General features: G+C 72.5%; 15 protein-coding genes. 11 read left to right on the top strand and 4 right to left on the bottom strand.

From position 1 onward, the window contains the following. Positions 1-32: 32 nt before the first annotated feature. Complete coding sequence (locus tag AB3X52_RS07540; protein ID WP_367992874.1) at positions 33-506, bottom strand: YbaK/EbsC family protein; 474 nt, start codon at positions 504-506, stop codon at positions 33-35. Positions 507-582: 76 nt separating this feature from the next. Between AB3X52_RS07540 and AB3X52_RS07545 the strand changes: the two genes are divergently transcribed. From AB3X52_RS07545 to AB3X52_RS07565, 5 genes are all read left to right on the top strand, one after another. Beyond that, entirely contained in the window at positions 583-1,152 is a 570-nt protein-coding gene (locus tag AB3X52_RS07545) for a hypothetical protein (RefSeq protein ID WP_367992876.1), read from the top strand. A 109-nt stretch (positions 1,153-1,261) separates the two neighbouring features. Continuing rightward, complete coding sequence (locus AB3X52_RS07550; RefSeq protein ID WP_367992878.1) at positions 1,262-1,708, top strand: SAV_6107 family HEPN domain-containing protein; 447 nt, start codon at positions 1,262-1,264, stop codon at positions 1,706-1,708. A 39-nt stretch (positions 1,709-1,747) separates the two neighbouring features. Beyond that, positions 1,748-2,473, top strand: a complete 726-nt coding sequence (locus tag AB3X52_RS07555; protein WP_367992880.1) for a class I SAM-dependent methyltransferase — start codon at positions 1,748-1,750, stop codon at positions 2,471-2,473. A 26-nt stretch (positions 2,474-2,499) separates the two neighbouring features. Further along, complete coding sequence (gene dinB, locus AB3X52_RS07560) at positions 2,500-3,699, top strand: DNA polymerase IV (RefSeq protein WP_367992882.1); 1,200 nt, start codon at positions 2,500-2,502, stop codon at positions 3,697-3,699. Between the two features lie 77 nt (positions 3,700-3,776). Continuing rightward, positions 3,777-4,145: an SCO2097 family morphological protein gene (locus AB3X52_RS07565; RefSeq protein ID WP_367992884.1), complete on the top strand. Its 369-nt coding sequence runs from the start codon at positions 3,777-3,779 to the stop codon at positions 4,143-4,145. Positions 4,146-4,177: 32 nt separating this feature from the next. Here the strand turns inward: AB3X52_RS07565 and AB3X52_RS07570 are convergent, their stop codons facing one another. From AB3X52_RS07570 to AB3X52_RS07580, 3 genes are read right to left on the bottom strand one after another with little or no spacing between them, the layout of a single operon-like run. Continuing rightward, positions 4,178-6,526, bottom strand: coding sequence for a transglutaminase TgpA family protein (locus tag AB3X52_RS07570; RefSeq protein WP_367992886.1), 2,349 nt, complete (start codon positions 6,524-6,526; stop codon positions 4,178-4,180). After that, positions 6,526-7,827: a DUF58 domain-containing protein gene (locus AB3X52_RS07575; protein WP_367992888.1), complete on the bottom strand. Its 1,302-nt coding sequence runs from the start codon at positions 7,825-7,827 to the stop codon at positions 6,526-6,528. The genes AB3X52_RS07570 and AB3X52_RS07575 overlap by 1 nt, the downstream gene beginning before the upstream one ends. Positions 7,828-7,831: 4 nt before the next feature. Further along, entirely contained in the window at positions 7,832-8,827 is a 996-nt protein-coding gene (locus AB3X52_RS07580) for an AAA family ATPase (protein ID WP_437440541.1), read from the bottom strand. Positions 8,828-9,254: 427 nt separating this feature from the next. On the opposite strand from AB3X52_RS07580, the gene mraZ reads away from it, so the two are divergent. From mraZ to AB3X52_RS07610, 6 genes are all read left to right on the top strand, one after another. Then, a complete protein-coding gene (gene mraZ, locus AB3X52_RS07585; protein ID WP_367992890.1) occupies positions 9,255-9,686 on the top strand; it encodes a division/cell wall cluster transcriptional repressor MraZ in 432 nt (143 codons plus the stop codon). Between the two features lie 165 nt (positions 9,687-9,851). After that, the gene (rsmH, locus tag AB3X52_RS07590) at positions 9,852-10,829 is read left to right on the top strand and encodes a 16S rRNA (cytosine(1402)-N(4))-methyltransferase RsmH (protein WP_367992892.1); all 978 of its coding nucleotides are present in this window, start codon (positions 9,852-9,854) and stop codon (positions 10,827-10,829) included. A gap of 21 nt (positions 10,830-10,850) precedes the next feature. Further along, positions 10,851-11,354, top strand: a complete 504-nt coding sequence (gene ftsL, locus AB3X52_RS07595; RefSeq protein ID WP_367992894.1) for a cell division protein FtsL — start codon at positions 10,851-10,853, stop codon at positions 11,352-11,354. A gap of 153 nt (positions 11,355-11,507) precedes the next feature. Then, positions 11,508-13,262 carry a peptidoglycan D,D-transpeptidase FtsI family protein gene (locus AB3X52_RS07600; RefSeq protein WP_367992896.1) on the top strand — a complete coding sequence of 585 codons (1,755 nt, stop codon included), beginning with the start codon at positions 11,508-11,510 and terminating at the stop codon, positions 13,260-13,262. A gap of 102 nt (positions 13,263-13,364) precedes the next feature. Beyond that, positions 13,365-13,763, top strand: coding sequence for a MarR family transcriptional regulator (locus AB3X52_RS07605; RefSeq protein ID WP_367992898.1), 399 nt, complete (start codon positions 13,365-13,367; stop codon positions 13,761-13,763). 56 nt (positions 13,764-13,819) lie between these two features. Then, a complete protein-coding gene (locus tag AB3X52_RS07610; RefSeq protein ID WP_367992900.1) occupies positions 13,820-15,559 on the top strand; it encodes an MFS transporter in 1,740 nt (579 codons plus the stop codon). Positions 15,560-15,627 lie beyond the last annotated feature (68 nt).

Genomic DNA, 15,627 nt, shown 5'->3' on the forward strand with positions numbered 1-15,627 from the left:
ACCGAGCGCCGGTCAGCCCCTCCCGCCGGAGGTCACTCGACGTCGATCGCCGTCCCGCCGGTGAGTGCGAGGAGCTCGTCGTACGTCGTGGAGAAGACCGCCGCGGGATGGCCGGCCGCCGCCCAGACGACCGGGTGGCGGCGGAACCAGGAGTCGACGTAGGTCGCCACCGGGGCCGGATGCCCGATCGGCGAGACCCCGCCGATCACTTGGCCGGTGTGGGTGCGCACGAACTCGGGACTCGCCCGGCGGAGCCGCTCGACGCCGATGGTCGCGGCCGCCGTGGCCGTGTCGACGCGGTGAGCCCCCGAGGTGAGGATGAGGACGGGCGCGCCGCTTGCGTCGAAGAGGAGACTGTTGGCGATGGCGCCGACCTCGCAGCCCAGCGCCTCGGCGGCGAGTGCGGCGGTGTGGACGGCGTCGGGCAGAATGACGATCCGACCGGTGCCCCCGCGCTCCGCGTGCGCGGCACGGAACACGGCGATCGTGGGGTGCTCATCGGTCATGGGCCGACCCTAGCGGCGGCCCTGCCGGATCCGCAGACGAGAACGAACCCCGGCGAGGGGAGCCACAGGAGGGCGCATGACGGAGCGCAGGACGGAGCCGCTCGCCGGCGTACCGCTGGCCGACGAGGTCGACCCGCGGCCCGCGACCCTGACCTGGGCCCTGCGACTGATCGGGATCCTGGTGCTCTTCTCCGGGTTCGTCGTGCTGCTCGTCGCGATCCGTCACGACGACCTGCTGCGGGCCTGGGCCGAAGGCAACCCGAGCGCGCGCAGGATCCTGCAGACGCAGGGGCTCGAGGCGCTCAAGCACCCGGGGGAGTTCGACATCAAGCCGCCGCACTTCGTCGCGCCGGCGCTCACCCTGTGGGGCGTCGTCGCGGGTCTTCTGGGTGTGCTCGCCGTCTTCTTGCGCAACGGCTTCGAGTGGGCGCGCATCGTGACGACGCTCGTGATGCTCGCGACCGCCGTGGCCAGTGTCGGAGGCATCCTGACCGGGCCGCCGGCGCTCTTCGTCGTCCTCACCCTGGTCGCGATCGCCATCGGCGTCGCGGCCATCGTCGCGATGTGGATGCCGGCCACCACGGGATATCTCCATCCGCGGGGCGACGACGAGCTCGCACGGCTGCGGGAGCGCGCCCGGGTCTGAGCCACGGGGTTCGCAGGCCGGCCGGTCCTCGACCGTTGAGAACTGTCGGCGAGGGGCGCTATGTTGTCCCTCGGGTCGAACATCTGTTCGAACGAGGGAAGGATGCCCCATGCCGCCGTACGTCGAGAGTCTGCACGCACTGCCCGCGACGACTCATTCCTACCTCCTGCGCGCCGGCGAGTCGCTCGCCGAGGCGATCGCCGCCCCCGACGTGCCGGCGAGGTATGCCTGCGCCCACGTGGCCGCCCTCCGCGCGGCGGCGGCGCTGATCGCCGCTCGCGCCCGGCCCGCCGCGCCCGGGCGCCGACGGGTGCAGCGCAACGCGTGGGTGCTGCTCGCCGACGTCGCACCCGAGCTCGCCGAGTGGGCCCGGTTCTTCGCCGCGGGCGCGGCGAAGCGAGCGGCTGCCGAGGCCGGCTCGACCCGTGCCGTCAGCGCGCGCGATGCCGACGACCTCGTCCGTGACGCCGACCGGTTCCTCGGCGTGGTCGAGCACGCGCTCGGACTGGTCCCGCATCCTTCGGTCGAGGGCGAGCCGATCCGTCGTGTGGGCTGAGCGCACGGCCCGCCCGGTCGAGGTCCTAGGGTGGGTCACATGTCTGCGAGCGAACGCCCGTCGGAGAGGCGGGCCAGCGCCCGCACCGCCGTGGTCTGGGACGCCCTCGACCCGCTGCTCGACGCCGGAGCGCCGCTCGACGTGCTCGACATCGGCGGTGGCACCGGCGGCTCCGCTGTCCGCCTCGCCCGGCTGGGCCATCGGGTCTCCGTCGTCGACCCGAGTCCCGATGCGCTGGCGGCGCTGGCCCGACGCGCCCGCGAGATGGGTGCCGACGTGGCGGCCCAGCAGGGGAGCGCGGCCGACCTGCTCGAGGTGGTCGAGCCTGACAGCGCCGACCTCGTGCTGTGTCACGGCGTCCTTGAGATCGTGCCCGACCCGGCCGCCGCGCTCGAGGCCATCCGCGCGGTGCTGCGCCCGGGCGGCCATCTCAGCCTGCTCGTCGCGCAGCGCACCGCCGCCGTGCTCGCCCGCGCGATGGCCGGCCACTTCGGGCAGGCCATCGCGCTCTTGGACGAGACCACGTCCGTGGGGCGTTCCGGACGCCGGTTCACCTACGACGAGGCGGCCGCGGCGCTGGCCACCGCTGAGTTCTCCATCACGGCGGTCCACGCCGTCCGGGTCTTCGCCGATCTCGTCCCCGGGTCGCTGCTCGACCTCGAGCCCGGGGCGGCCAGCGCGCTCGTCGAGTTGGAGCAGGCCGTCGCCCAGCGGCCGGACTACCGCGCGCTCGCGGCTCAGCTTCACTTCACCGCGCGACGATGAACTGATCCCCGGCCCGGAGGCTCGTCGTGTCGGCGGCTAGCGCTCCGAAGACACCCATCCTCCACGTCGACATGGACGCGTTCTTCGTGTCTGTGGCGATCCGCGACCGGCCCGAGCTGCGGGACGTGCCCGCCGCCGTCGGTGGTGGACCGCGCGGTGTGGTCACGTGTGCCAACTACGCCGCGCGGGCCTTCGGCGTCCGGTCCGCGATGTCGGGTGTGCAGGCGCGTCGACTCTGCCCCCCGCTGGTCTCGGTGCCGCTCGACCACGACCTGGTGTCGCAGGTCTCCGCGGCGGTGCGCGAGATCTTCGGTCGGTTCACGCCGTCGGTCGAGATGGTGAGCGTCGACGAGGCCTTCCTCGACGTTCGCAGCGCCGTCCGGCTGCTCGGCAGCCCGGTGACGATCGCCGAGCGGATCCGCGCCGAGGTGCTGGCCGAGCAGAGGATCACCTGCTCGGTCGGGGTCGCCATGAGCAGAGGGGTGGCGAAGGTCGCCAGCCGCCACGCCAAGCCCGACGGCGTCGTGGTCGTGCCGCCGGAGGAGCTCACGACGTTCCTCCACCCGCTCGACGTCGGTGAGCTCTACGGCGTCGGGCCCAAGGCCCGCGCCCGCCTGCACCGGCTCGGCTTCTCGACCGTCGGCGATCTGGCGACGACGCCACTGCCCGTGCTCGTCCAGGCCCTCGGGCCCGGCTCGGCCGCCAGGCTCCACCGGCTCGCCCACGGCACCGATGGCGACGGACGCTCAGCGCCGCGGCGCCCGCTCGAGACCGACCGGTCGATAGGTGCGCAGGAGACCTTCGGGCGTGACCTCCACGCGGGGCGTGATCGAGCTGCGATCGTGAGCGAGCTGCTCCGGCTCAGTGCCAGGGTGGGGCGGCGGGTGCGCGCCGCCGGCTGCGTCGGCCGGACGGTGACGCTGACGGTCCGCTTCGCCGACTTCCGCACGATCACCCGGTCCCGCACGCTGACCCAGCCCACCGACGTGACCCAGGAGGTCCACGCGACGGCCGTCGGCCTCTACGACGCGCTCAGCGTGGGCGACGACAGCAGGCTCCGCCTCGTCGGCGTCCGGGTGGAGGGACTCCTTCCGCGCGAGCGCACTCCTCGACAGGGGATGCTCGGCGAGCGCCGGCGCGGCTGGCGGGACGCCGACCTGGCGGTCGACCGGGCGGTGGAGCGCTTCGGCAAGGGTGTCGTCGGTCCGGCCAGTCTGCTGCGGTGAGGGAATTTCGTCACGGTCCCTACCGCCGCCCGTCGCGGCTGCCTAGACTTGGGGGACCGACGGACTTGGGAGGCACGGTGCCACTCTCGGAAGAGGAGCTGCGACTGCTCGAGCAGATGGAGCGCGCCCTCTCCGAGGAGGACCCGAAGTTCGCCAACACCCTGCGCGGCACGGCCCTGCGCCGGGCGCAGCGGCGCCAGGCCATCGCCGCCGGCGCCGTCCTCGCCGGCGGGATCGCGATCCTGATGTCCGGGGTGGTCACCGAGGTGTGGCTGCTGGGTGTGCTCGGCTTCCTGGTCATGCTCGCCTCCGCGAGCACCGGCCTGTCCGCGCTGCGTGGTCACCCTCCCGTCGTGCCCTCCTCGCGAGCGACCCGTCTGGGACGGGTCTCGCTGCTGGAGCGGGCCGAGCACCGCTGGCGTCGTCGCCGCGGTCAGGGTTGGTGACCACGCCGCGCTGACCGGCCTGGCGTGGCCGGTCACCCCATGTGGTCGACGAGCTCGCGCTCCTGCTCGGGACGCGGTGCGGGCTGGCGCCGCCGGGTGCTCATGACCGAGCGCGGCCACAGCCCCGAGCGCCGTCGGCTGGCGGGGTCGGCGTCCTCCCGCAGGGCTTCGACGACGAGCCGCACGTCGTCCCCGATCGGCTCCTGGGACGCGACGCGGGCATAGCGACTGCGCTCCACCGCGACCACGATGCGCTCGAGCGCATCGCGCGCCGTCGCGCCACGAAGATGTCCGTGAAGCTGTCGGCCGGCCGACCGCGGTGAGAGGTCGTCGGACCACGGCAGGCCGAGGTCGCGCACGCTGTCACGCAGCTCCGCCCAGCCGTCCTCGGCACCTCCGTGCAGACGGCGGGAACGACGCCGGAGCCGGACCCAGAGCGGCAGGCCCACGCTCGCGCCGACGAGCAGGAGCAGGCCCGCCACGACGGCGACCGCGACCAGCCAGCCGTGTCCGCCGTCGTCGGACGCGTTCGCGCCGGACGGTGAGGTCGTGTCGTTCGCTCCGGGCTGCGGCACGTCGCCACGATGGTTCGGCGAGACGTTCTGCGTCGGCAGGGAGCCGGGACCCTGCGTCGTCTGCGAGCCGGTGTCGTCGCCACCCTGGCCGCCGAGGACGCCGATGGTGTAGCCCGGCACGGAGGTGTCCGCAGCGGCCGGCGTCGGCTCGAAGCGCACCCATCCCACGCCCTGGAACCACAGCTCCGGCCAGGCATGCATGTCGCGGGCACGGAAGACGTAGTTGCCGCCGCCCATCGCCGTGGGGTTGAGGAAGCCGACAGCGACCCTGGCCGGGATGCCGAGCTCGCGAGCCATGGCCGCCATCGCGGTGGCGAACTGCTGGCAGTAGCCGATCTTCTGGTCGGTGACGAAGTGGAGCAGGTCGTTGCGCCCCGTGCCGCCCGGCCGGTCCAGGCTGTAGGTGAACTCGCCGCTGGAGTGGAACCAGTCCTGGAGCGCGACGGCCTTGGCGAACGGGGTCGACTCCGCGGCCGTTCTCTCCCGTGCGATCCGCCCGAACTCGGCCGGCAGGTCCGGAAGCGCGGTGTAGGCCGCCGGCACGCCGTTCGTCGTGAACGGCGCCGCGAGCAGGAGGTCCTGGGGCGGCTGGACCGGCGCCGACGTCACCGTCCAGGTCTCGCCGGCCGTCGTGAGTCCGCCGCCCCGGTCGCCGGAGATGAAGTCCAGCGTGTCGTCGTCGTAGCGCCAGTCGCCGGCGGCGTCGACCCGGGTCGGGTAGTAGAAGGTCGGCAGCCACTTGGACTGGAAGTCCGGGGTCGCCGTGAGCGTGTACGTCGTGGGCGCCCCGAGCAGGGCACCGTCCCCTTCGGGTGGGTCGAAGCTGGTGTGAGCGGTGTGGGACGGCGGGATGCTGCGGCCGCCCGGCGTCCACTCGGTGCCGTTGAACGAGGTCAGCGTCGCGATCCGCAGGTACGCCGGCGGCGTCGCCGCGCCGCGGCCGGTGTGCACGTAGACGAGCGGGGTGTCGGAGCGGTTCTTGAGGTCGTCGTACATGCCGACCGTCGGGTTGGTGACCCGGATCGGGCCGCCGCCGCCCGAGCCGGGCCCGAACCCGCTCAGGTCGAGGTGGAGGGTCGGCACGAAGACCGGCACGACGATCGCGCAGGCCGTCGCTGCGAGCCCGATCGCGCCCGGGCCGACGGCCCGGCTCCGCACCCGCGCCGGCGACCGCGCCCCGACCGGGTCGGCCGCGATGCCGGCGGCGGCGGTGTCGCCGAGGTGGCGGCCCCAGTGGGCGATGCGCTCGGCCTGCTGCAACGCCAGCAGGGCGAGGAACCCAGCCGCTGTGAGTGCGAAGACCCACCACGCGACACCGCCGCCGACGATGCTGAACGGCACGCTGAAGATCGCCAGCAGCACCAGCCCGGCGAGCGGAGGACGGTGGAGGCGGTTGGCGAGCAGGTCGCCAAGCAGGAACGCCGCCGCCGCCCCGAGCAGGAGATACGGCGCGATGCCGCCGTCGCCGACGCGGACCGGAAGGTCGGATCGGGTCACGGTGTCGTAGGCGGTGTTGAACACGTCGACGACATGGGCGCGGGCTCCGGACGAGAGCGGGAGCGGCGAGCCGAAGATCACCGCGTCGGTGACCAGCCCGCCGATGACGAGCTGGGCGAGGACGACGAGCGGTGTCCGCAGCCGCACCGCCCGCCCGAGCGCGCCGACGCCGACGATGACGACGCCGAGGAACGCGGCAGGCGCGAGGTAGGAGTGCGGGTCGGCGGTGAAGCTGCGCCACGACAGCAACGCCAGCCATACCGTCGCCACGGTGAGGAGCGGGGCCCAGACGTCGTACCGGCGCGGCATCAGCCCACCTCCTCGCCCGCCGGCGTCGGCGGGACGACGCCGTACGTCGCCGTGGCGGCGCGGGCACCGAGCTCGCGCCAGGCCTGGTCGAGACGGTCGCCCGGTCCGAGCCCGGCGGCCTTCCAGCCGTGGACGGTCAGGATCTTGAGGCCGCCCAGCGCAGGCGCCGGCGCCGATGGCGACTGCGGGGTCGATGAGGTGGCCCACTGGTCGACGTCGAGGGCGAGGGCGAGCGCGGCACCCGCGTGGTGACGCACGCGGCGGAGCACGGCGACGTCGCCCTCGTCGACCGCACCCAGGACGGCGACCGTGACACCGCTCTGGCCGGCCTCACCCACCCAGGAGTCGTCGACGAGCGGGTGAGGCGCGAGCTGGACGAGCGCGAGCGTCTCGAGAAGCCCGGTGGTGTCGGCCTCGCCGTCGCGGCTATGCCAGCCGGACAGGTCACCGGACGAGGTCGCCAGGCGGACCGTGAACCCGCGCTGGCGCAGGTGGAGCGCGATGGAGGCCGCGGCGACGACGGCGGCCTCGAACGAGGACGCCGCGCCCTGGCCGCGATGTGCCACGCGGCGGTTGTCCAGGAACACCGTGGCCCGCGCCTGCCACGGCTGCTCCTCGCGCCGGACCATGAGCTGGCCGACCCGCGCGGAGCTGCGCCAGTGGACCCGGCGCAGGTCGTCGCCGCGGCGGTACTCGCGGACCGTCACGTCCTCCGCGCTCCCACCGGAGAACGAGCGCGGGCGGCTGTCGCCGGAGGCACTGGCGGTGCCGCTCAGGTCGATGGGGGAGAGCGTGACGGTCCGCGGCGTCACCGTGAACGAGGTGGTGGTCTGGAAGGAGCGGCCGAGCTCGACGAGACCGAACGGGTCGGCGACCCGCACCCGCATGGGGCCGATGTCGAAACGTCCACGGACGTCGGAGCGGACCTGGTAGGTGACCCGGCGGCGCCAGCCATGGCCGATCCGGTCGACGACGAACCGCGGGCGGCCGCCGAGCGAGTAGGGCAGACCCTCCTCGAGGAGCAGCGACCCGGTCGGGATCCAGCCCTCGTTGGTGAGGACGAGGTCGACGCGCGCGGGCTGGCCCGCCTCGGTGAGCTGGGGCGAGATGGTGCGGACCAGCGAGAGCCGGTAGCGACCGCGACCCACCACGAACGCCGTCACGAGCGGCAGCGCCACGAGCAGCACGCCGACCCGCACCAGCGTCCGCTGGTCGAGCACGACGGCGCAAGCGACCGCCGTGACGCCGGCGGCCAGGAACGCCCGTCCGCGGACGGTCAGGCCGGCGAGTGCCTCGCGCACCGGATCACCGAGGGGAGGGCGGGAGCGACGGCGGCACGGGTACGCCGGAGACGACGCCCGTGAGGATGTCGGCGACCGACAGGCCGTTCATCGCGGCTGCGGCGCTGGGGAGCAGCCGGTGGGCCAGGACCGGCACGGCCAGCGCGCGGACGTCGTCGGGCAGGACGTAGTCGCGACCCTGGAGCGCAGCCGAGGCCTTCGCCGCCCGCAGCAGGTGGAGCGTCGCCCGCGGCGACGCACCGAGCGCGAGCTGGCCGTTGACGCGGGTCGCCGAGGCGATCGCCACGGTGTACTGGCGCACCGCGTCGGCGACGTACACCTGCTTGACGATGCCGATGATCTTGCGGATCTCGGCCGCGTCCGTCACCGGCTCGAGGTCGTCGAGCGGGTTGGCGCCCGTGTGGCTCGCGAGCATGGAGATCTCCGCCGCGGCGGGCGGGTAGCCGACCGACACGCGGGCCATGAACCGGTCGCGCTGGGCCTCGGGCAGCGCGTAGGTGCCCTCCATCTCGATCGGGTTCTGGGTCGCGATCACCATGAACGGCGACTCGAGCTGGTAGGTGACGTTGTCGACCGTCACCTGCTGCTCCTCCATGCACTCCAGGAGCGCCGACTGGGTCTTGGGGGAGGCGCGGTTGATCTCGTCGCCGACGACGATGTTGGCGAACACGCCGCCCGGGCGGAACTCGAACTCGCGGGTGTTCTGGTTGAAGACCGCGACGCCGGTGACGTCGGAGGGCAGCAGGTCAGGCGTGAACTGGATGCGCCGAACCGAGCAGTCGATGCTGCGGGCCAGCGCCTTGGCGAGCTGGGTCTTCCCCACGCCCGGCACGTCCTCGATGAGCAGGTGGCCCTCGGCCAACAGCACGACGAGCGTCGAGAAGACGACGTCGGACTTGCCCTCGATGACCTTCTCGACGTTGTGGCGGATCCCGGCGGTGACGCGCGCCACCGTCTCGAGGTCCGCCCCTCCCGAGGGCACATGCGTCGGCGTGCTCACCTGTGGTCCTTCCAGATCCTCGACCGGCTCCCCGCGACCACTCCACGAGGGTCGGCTGCGTCGCCCTCCACCGTACGGGGTCGGCGGGCGCCGCGTCTGCTGTCTGAGGTCTCGCTGATGTTTGTGTGACGACGCCGGGGCCATCGCGGTTCACCCGCACCGGTGTCGCTCTCTTGCCCTCCCAGGTTCCCCACCACGCCCCACCGGATCCCTCCACCTTCCTCCACCACGGTGCTCCACCACCGCGATCGGCCGCGATCCACCGCGATCCACGGTGCCTCAGCGGTGCTCGGCGGGCGCGGGTGGAGCCGCGACACGAGCCGCAGGGGTGCGATGTGGTTGACGGTGGGGGATTGTGGAGTAGGGTGGAGCAAAGTGGAGGAAGATCCCGTAGGCCGGATCATCCGGATCGACCTGGAGGCGCCCGATGTTCTTCATGGGCACCTACACGCCGAAGCTGGACGAGAAGGGACGGCTCTTCCTCCCGGCCAAGTTCCGTGACCGACTGGCTGAGGGGGTCGTCGTGACACAGGGTCAGGAGAACTGCCTGGTCGTGTGGCCCGAGGACGTCTTCATGCAGGAGGCCGCGAGGGCTCAGCAGACGCCGCTGACGTCGAGGGGGGCGCGTGACTATGCGCGTGTCCTCTTTGCGGGCGCCGAGCAGTCCTCACCGGACAAGCAGGGGCGGATCGGCATCCCGCCGCTCCTGCGGGCCTACGCCGGCATCACCAAGGACGTGGTGGTGATCGGCGTGATGGACCGGATCGAGATCTGGGAGCCGACCCGCTGGACGGAGTACTCCGCCGCAGCGCAGGCGAAGTTCGCAGAGCTCGACGAGGACCCCGGCCAGCAGAACTAGAAGTCAACAGCGGATCCGCAGGACGAGGTCTCAGTCCCGCTCTCACGGTCGTCCGACGCACCTTCCCCGGCGCCGGAACGGACCACTTCCCCGGGAGCGGGCATGAGACCTGGCTCTGCGGATCCGCCGCATTTCCAGCACGCATCCGCAACACCGAGCCACGCGATGGGGGTCGAACAGGTGGCAGGCCAGCAGCACGTCCCGGTCATGCTCGACCGGATCGTCGCGCTGCTGACCCCGGCGCTCGAGCGCGACGGCGCCGTCCTCGTGGACTGCACCACCGGTCACGGGGGCCACACGGAGGCCGTGCTGCAGCGGATCCCCACCGCCCGCGTGATCGGGATCGACCGGGACACCAGCGCGCTCGCGCTCGCCGGTGAGCGGCTCGCGGGCTTCGGGGAGCGCTGGGTCGGCGTCCATGCGGTGTACGACGAGCTGCTGGACGTCATCGCCGACCAGGGGCTCGCGCAGGTCGACGCGGTCCTCTTCGACCTGGGTGTCTCCTCGATGCAGCTCGACCAGCGCGAGCGTGGCTTCGCCTACGCCGAGGACGCCCCGCTCGACATGCGGATGGACGCCACGACCGGTCCGACCGCGGCCGACGTCCTCAACACCTACTCCGTCGGCGACCTCACCCGTGTCCTGCGCGAGTACGGCGAGGAGAAGTTCGCCGCGAAGATCGCGCGCGCGATCGTCCGTCGCCGCGAGCGCGAGCCGTTCACCACGAGCGCGGGCCTGGTGGAGCTGCTGTATGCGGAGATCCCGGCGCCCGCCCGGCGTACCGGCGGCCACCCGGCCAAGCGCACCTTCCAGGCGCTCCGCATGGAGGTCAACGACGAGTTGGGTGCGCTGCGCGCCGCCCTGCCCGCCTCGCTCGAGGCGATCGCGGTCGGTGGCCGTGTCGTCGTCGAGTCCTACCACTCCCTGGAGGACCGGCTCGTCAAGCAGGTCTTCACCAGGGCCACCCGGCTCGAGGTCCCGCCCGACCTGCCGTTCGTGCCCGAGGGGATGGAGCCGGAGATCCGGCTCGTCACCCGGGGGAGCGAACAGGCCACCCCGGCCGAGATCGAGGAGAACCCGCGCGCCGCGTCGGTCCGCCTCCGTGCCGTCGAACGCGTCCGCCCGCAGCAGTCCCGCCGCTAGTCCGTCCGAGGAGCCACCGCCATGAGCAGCACCGCCGCCCAGCAGGTCCGCAGCCGTCTCGCCCCCTTGCTGGAGGGCCGCGAGCGCGTCCGCCTCACCGTCGTCCCCGACCGCCGGTCGTCGGCGGCCCGGCTGCCATTCGTCGTCCTCGTGAGCGTGATCCTCGTCGGCGGCGTGGTCGGTCTGCTCTGCTTCAACACCTCGATGCAGCAGGCGGCGTTCGCCGAGAACAAGCTGCAGGAGCAGGCCACGAACCTCGCCGCGCGCCAGGAGTCGCTGAGCTCGCAGATCCAGCGGCTGCAGGACCCGCAGAACATCGCGGCCCGGGCGCAGCGGCTCGGCATGGTGATCCCCGCCAGCCCGGCGCTGATCCACGTCCCGAACGGCAAGGTTGAGGGCACCGCCGTGCCGGCGGACCGCAGCGCGACCCCGCCGCTCTACCCGCGCATCGCCAAGCCGGCGTACGCCGTCACGCCGCCGGCCACGACGACGCAGGCCAAGACCGACCGACACGCGCGTCGGTGACGGCGGCGGCGTCGTACCACCTGTAGACAAGAACCACACGAGTCACAGCAGCACCACTGATCACACACGGGGGAGAGAGTGGGTCGACCAATGCGGGGCCGTAGCGGCAGGGGACCGGGGCTGGTGTCCGGTCTGCTCGGAGGCCGCCGGCCGGTGCGTTCCGCCGCCCGCCTCGACGTCCGGCTGCGGGTGGGGTTCGTCGTGATCGCCATGATCCTCTCGGTCTTCGGCGCGCGCCTCGTCCAGCTGCAGGGCTTCGACCCGCACGCCTACGCCGCGGCCGCTGCGAAGGAGAACCTCGTCGACGTCGTGCTGCCGGCCGAGCGTGGCGACATCCTGGACCGCAACGGCGAGCCGCTGGCCGACTCCGTCGACGGTCTCATGGTGATCGCGGACCCGTCGCTGACCTCGCAGCACGCCGCCGAGCTCGCCACGCTGCTGTCCAAGCGGCTCAAGATCGACTACGCCGCCACCTTGGCCAAGCTCCGCAAGACCAGCGGCGCGGGGAGCCGCTTCCAGTACGTCGCGCGCAACGTCCCCGCGACCCTCGCCACCGCGGCGGTCCAGGCCGCCGAGAAGAAGGGGTACGACGGCCTGACCACCGAGCGCGACCCGATCCGCGACTACCCGGCCGGCGACGTCGCCGCCAACCTGGTCGGCTTCATCGGCACCGACGGGCCGCTCGCCGGGATGGAGCTCGCCTTCAACAAGCACCTGGCCGGCAAGGACGGCAAGGCGACCTACGAGCAGGACAAGGCCGCCGGCGGCACCCGGATCCCGCTGGGGAAGAGCAGCCGGGTCAACCCGATCGACGGGCAGAATCTCACGCTCACGATCGACCGTGACCTGCAGTGGTACTCCCAGCGGGTCCTCATGAAGGCCGTCCAGGACGCCAACGCCGAGTCCGGCATGGCGATCGTCATGGACACCAAGACGGGCGAGGTCCTGACCCAGGCGGACTACCCCACCTACAACGCCCAGGACCCCGGTGCGACGCCGCAGAAGTACCGCGGCGTGCCGTCCCTCTCCGACCCCTACGAGCCCGGCTCGGTCGAGAAGGTGCTGACCCTCTCGGCCCTCATCGACGCGGGCAAGGTGACCGACCGGACGAAGCTCACCGTGCCGGGGGAGTACAAGAGCGGTGACGCCTACATCCACGACTGGTGGGCGCACGGCACGGTCAAGTTGACCCTCGCCGGCGTCATCGCCCAGTCGTCCAACATCGGCACCGTGCTGGCCTCGAACAAGTTCAAGAAGGGCCAGCTCCGCGACTACCTGGTGAAGTTCGGCCTCGGCCAGCGCACCAACGTCGGACTCGCGGGCGAGTCGGCCGGGCTGCTGCCGTCGACGTCGGTCTGGAACGACGCGGACGAGGACCGCATCGACTTCGGTCAGTCGCTCTCCGTCAACGCGCTCCAGGAGGCGGCGGCGGTCAACACGATCGCCGACGGCGGTGTCCGGATCGACCCGAGCCTGGTCATCGGCCACGCCACCAACGACGCCGGCGTCGAGGTCGGCACCGACACCGCCACGCGTCGTCGCGTCGTGAGCGCCGCGGCGGCGAAGCAGATGTCGCTCATGATGGAGCGGGTCGTCGACCCGGTGGCGGGGCTGGCCCCCAAGGCCGGCGTCCCGGGCTACCGCGTCGCCGGCAAGACCGGCACGGCGCAGCGGGTCAGCACCAAGTGCCACTGCTACGACGGCACCTTCACCGTGTCGTTCGCCGGCTTCGCCCCCGCGGACAACCCGCGCTTCACCATCTATGTCGTGGTCCAGAACCCGCGCAACGGCGGCGGGGGCGGCTCGGTGGCCGGCCCGGTCTTCTCCAAGATCATGGGCTTCGCACTCCGTCGGTACGGCGTCCCGCCGACCAACACGCCGGCCTCGAAGCTCCCCACCACCTGGTGACCGCCCCGGGGTTGAGTCCCGCGACTCAACGGCCGATGCATAATGCGCCTATGATATAAGTAGATTATGGAAACGCGACCGGTCACGGGCAGGAAGCTGTCGGTGACCCTCGAGAGCCTGGTGCGACTGATCCGGGAGATCTCGACGGCCGGCGGCGTCTCGCCGACGGCGGCCTCCGTCCTTGCCCGGCTGGGCCGGGAGGGCCCGACCCAGGTCAGCGAGCTCGCCCGGGCGACCGGCGTGAGCCAGCCCGCCATGACCCAGCTCGTCACGCGCATGGAGCGCGACGCCCTCGTCGCGCGGACCGCGGCGGAGGACGACCGGAGGGTCGTGCTCGTCGGGCTGGCCGAGCGCGGGAAGCAGGTCCTCGACGAGCGTCGCGCGGAGCGGGCGGGCGTGCTCGACGCGCTGCTGGACGAGCTCGAAGCCGACGACCAGGCCGCGATCGCCGCGGCGCTGCCGGCCCTGGAGCGGCTCGTCGACGCGAGCGCGTCGCACTGAGCGCGCCGCGCCCGGACAAACAGGCACAACACGAACAACTCGCGAAGGAACCGCACATGAGTGCACCCCACGGGTCGGGGCACGGAGCCCCGGCCAGTCCGTTCACACAGCCGAAGGCCGTCTGGGCCGTCGCGTTCGCCTGCGTCGTGTCCTTCATGGGCATCGGCCTGGTGGACCCGATCCTGCCGGTCCTGGCCACCCAGCTGAAGGCGACGCCGGCCCAGGTGTCGCTGCTGTTCACGAGCTACCTGGTCGTCACGGCGGTGATGATGCTCGTCGTCGGCTGGGTCTCGAGCCGGATCGGCGCGAAGTGGACGCTGATCGCCGGCCTGATCCTCATCGTGGTCTTCGCCGGCCTGGCCGGCACGGTGAACTCGGTGAACGGCATCGTCGGCTTCCGCGCCGGCTGGGGCCTGGGCAACGCGCTGTTCATCTCGACCTCGCTGGCCGTGATCGTGGCGTCCGCATCGGGCGGCTTCGCCGGCGCGATCATCCTCTATGAGACCGCCCTCGGCCTCGGCATCGCCGTCGGTCCGCTGCTCGGCGGTGTCCTGGGCGGGATCTCCTGGCGCGGGCCGTTCTTCGGCGTCTCGATCCTCATGTTCATCGCGCTGCTCGCGACCCTGCTCTTCCTGCCGCCCACGCCGAAGCCGGAGAAGAAGACCTCGATCGTCGCGCCGCTCGCCGCCCTGCGCCACCGTGGGCTGTTGACGATGGGCATCATGGCGCTGCTCTACAACTGGGGCTTCTTCACGCTGCTCGGCTACGCGCCGTACCCGATGGATCTCTCCAAGCCCGTCCAGCTCGGCTACGTCTTCTTCGGCTGGGGCATCCTGGTCGCGATCTTCTCCGTATGGGGCGCCCCCTGGGCACAGCGCCGGTTCGGCACCGCCCACACGCTCTACTTCAACCTGGTCGGGCTGGCCGTCCTGCTGGCCGTCATCGGCATCGGCGCCCGGCAGTCGTCGCCGACGACCGTCATCGTCGCGGTGGTCCTCTCGGGCATCTTCGTCGGTCTCAACAACACCCTGACGACCCAGGCGGTCATGCTGGTCTCGCCGGTCGAGCGGCCGGTCGCCTCCTCGGCGTACGGCTTCGTCCGCTTCATCGGCGGCGGTCTCGCGCCGTGGGTGGCGGGCAAGATCGCCGAGGCGAGCAACCAGTCGGTCGCGTTCTATGTGGGCGCCGCCGCCTTCCTGCTCGCGATCCCGGTCCTGTTCAGTGGCCGCAAGCTGATCACGGCGGCCGAGTCCTCTGTCGAGGACGAGGAGGTCGTCTCGCCGTCGCTGGAGGCCGTCGGGCTGCCGGCCAAGGGCCTGCGTCCGGTCATCGTCGCGGTCGGTGCCACGGACGACGCCGCCGCGGTCGTCGACCAGGCCGCCGACATCGCCGCGCAGGAGGGGGCCGCCCTCGAGGTGGTGCACGTCCGGGAGACCGAGGTCGTCGAGGAGTTCGCCATCGACGCCGAGGAGCCGAGCGCGGCCGCCGCGACCGTCCAGGCCCATCTCGACCGGCTCGCCGGTCGCGGCGTCACCGCGAGCGGTCTCGTGCTCCACAGCGTGGGGGATCACGCCACGGCTGGACGCGTGCTCGCGCTCCACGCGGCCGAGGTGGACGCCCGGGCGATCGCCCTGGGCCGCTCGCCGCGCGGCCCGGTGGTCCAGTTCGCCGATGGAAGCCTCACGGCCGCGCTCACCGGCGCGACCGACCGTCCTGTCGTCCTCCTCGTGCCGGGCGAGGAGCCGCGCTCCCTCCAGGGCGCCTCGCTCGACGAGCTGCGCCGCCGGTACGCCTGACGGCGCGACCGGCACCATCCGGCCGGTTGCCCGCCGACGAATCGGCGGGCGACCGGCCGCCGGTTAAC

This window comes from Nocardioides eburneus, assembly GCF_040838215.1.
GTDB lineage: Bacteria > Actinomycetota > Actinomycetes > Propionibacteriales > Nocardioidaceae > Nocardioides > Nocardioides eburneus.

Coding starts and splice junctions, on each gene's coding strand:
- AB3X52_RS07550 (WP_367992878.1), top strand. CDS start 1,262: ATGCCGCCGTACGTCGAGAGTCTGCACGCACTGCCCGCGACGACTCAT.
- mraZ (WP_367992890.1), top strand. CDS start 9,255: ATGTTCTTCATGGGCACCTACACGCCGAAGCTGGACGAGAAGGGACGG.
- AB3X52_RS07610 (WP_367992900.1), top strand. CDS start 13,820: ATGAGTGCACCCCACGGGTCGGGGCACGGAGCCCCGGCCAGTCCGTTC.
- AB3X52_RS07570 (WP_367992886.1), bottom strand. CDS start 6,526: ATGCCGCGCCGGTACGACGTCTGGGCCCCGCTCCTCACCGTGGCGACG.
- AB3X52_RS07545 (WP_367992876.1), top strand. CDS start 583: ATGACGGAGCGCAGGACGGAGCCGCTCGCCGGCGTACCGCTGGCCGAC.
- AB3X52_RS07555 (WP_367992880.1), top strand. CDS start 1,748: ATGTCTGCGAGCGAACGCCCGTCGGAGAGGCGGGCCAGCGCCCGCACC.
- ftsL (WP_367992894.1), top strand. CDS start 10,851: ATGAGCAGCACCGCCGCCCAGCAGGTCCGCAGCCGTCTCGCCCCCTTG.
- rsmH (WP_367992892.1), top strand. CDS start 9,852: ATGGGGGTCGAACAGGTGGCAGGCCAGCAGCACGTCCCGGTCATGCTC.
- AB3X52_RS07540 (WP_367992874.1), bottom strand. CDS start 506: ATGACCGATGAGCACCCCACGATCGCCGTGTTCCGTGCCGCGCACGCG.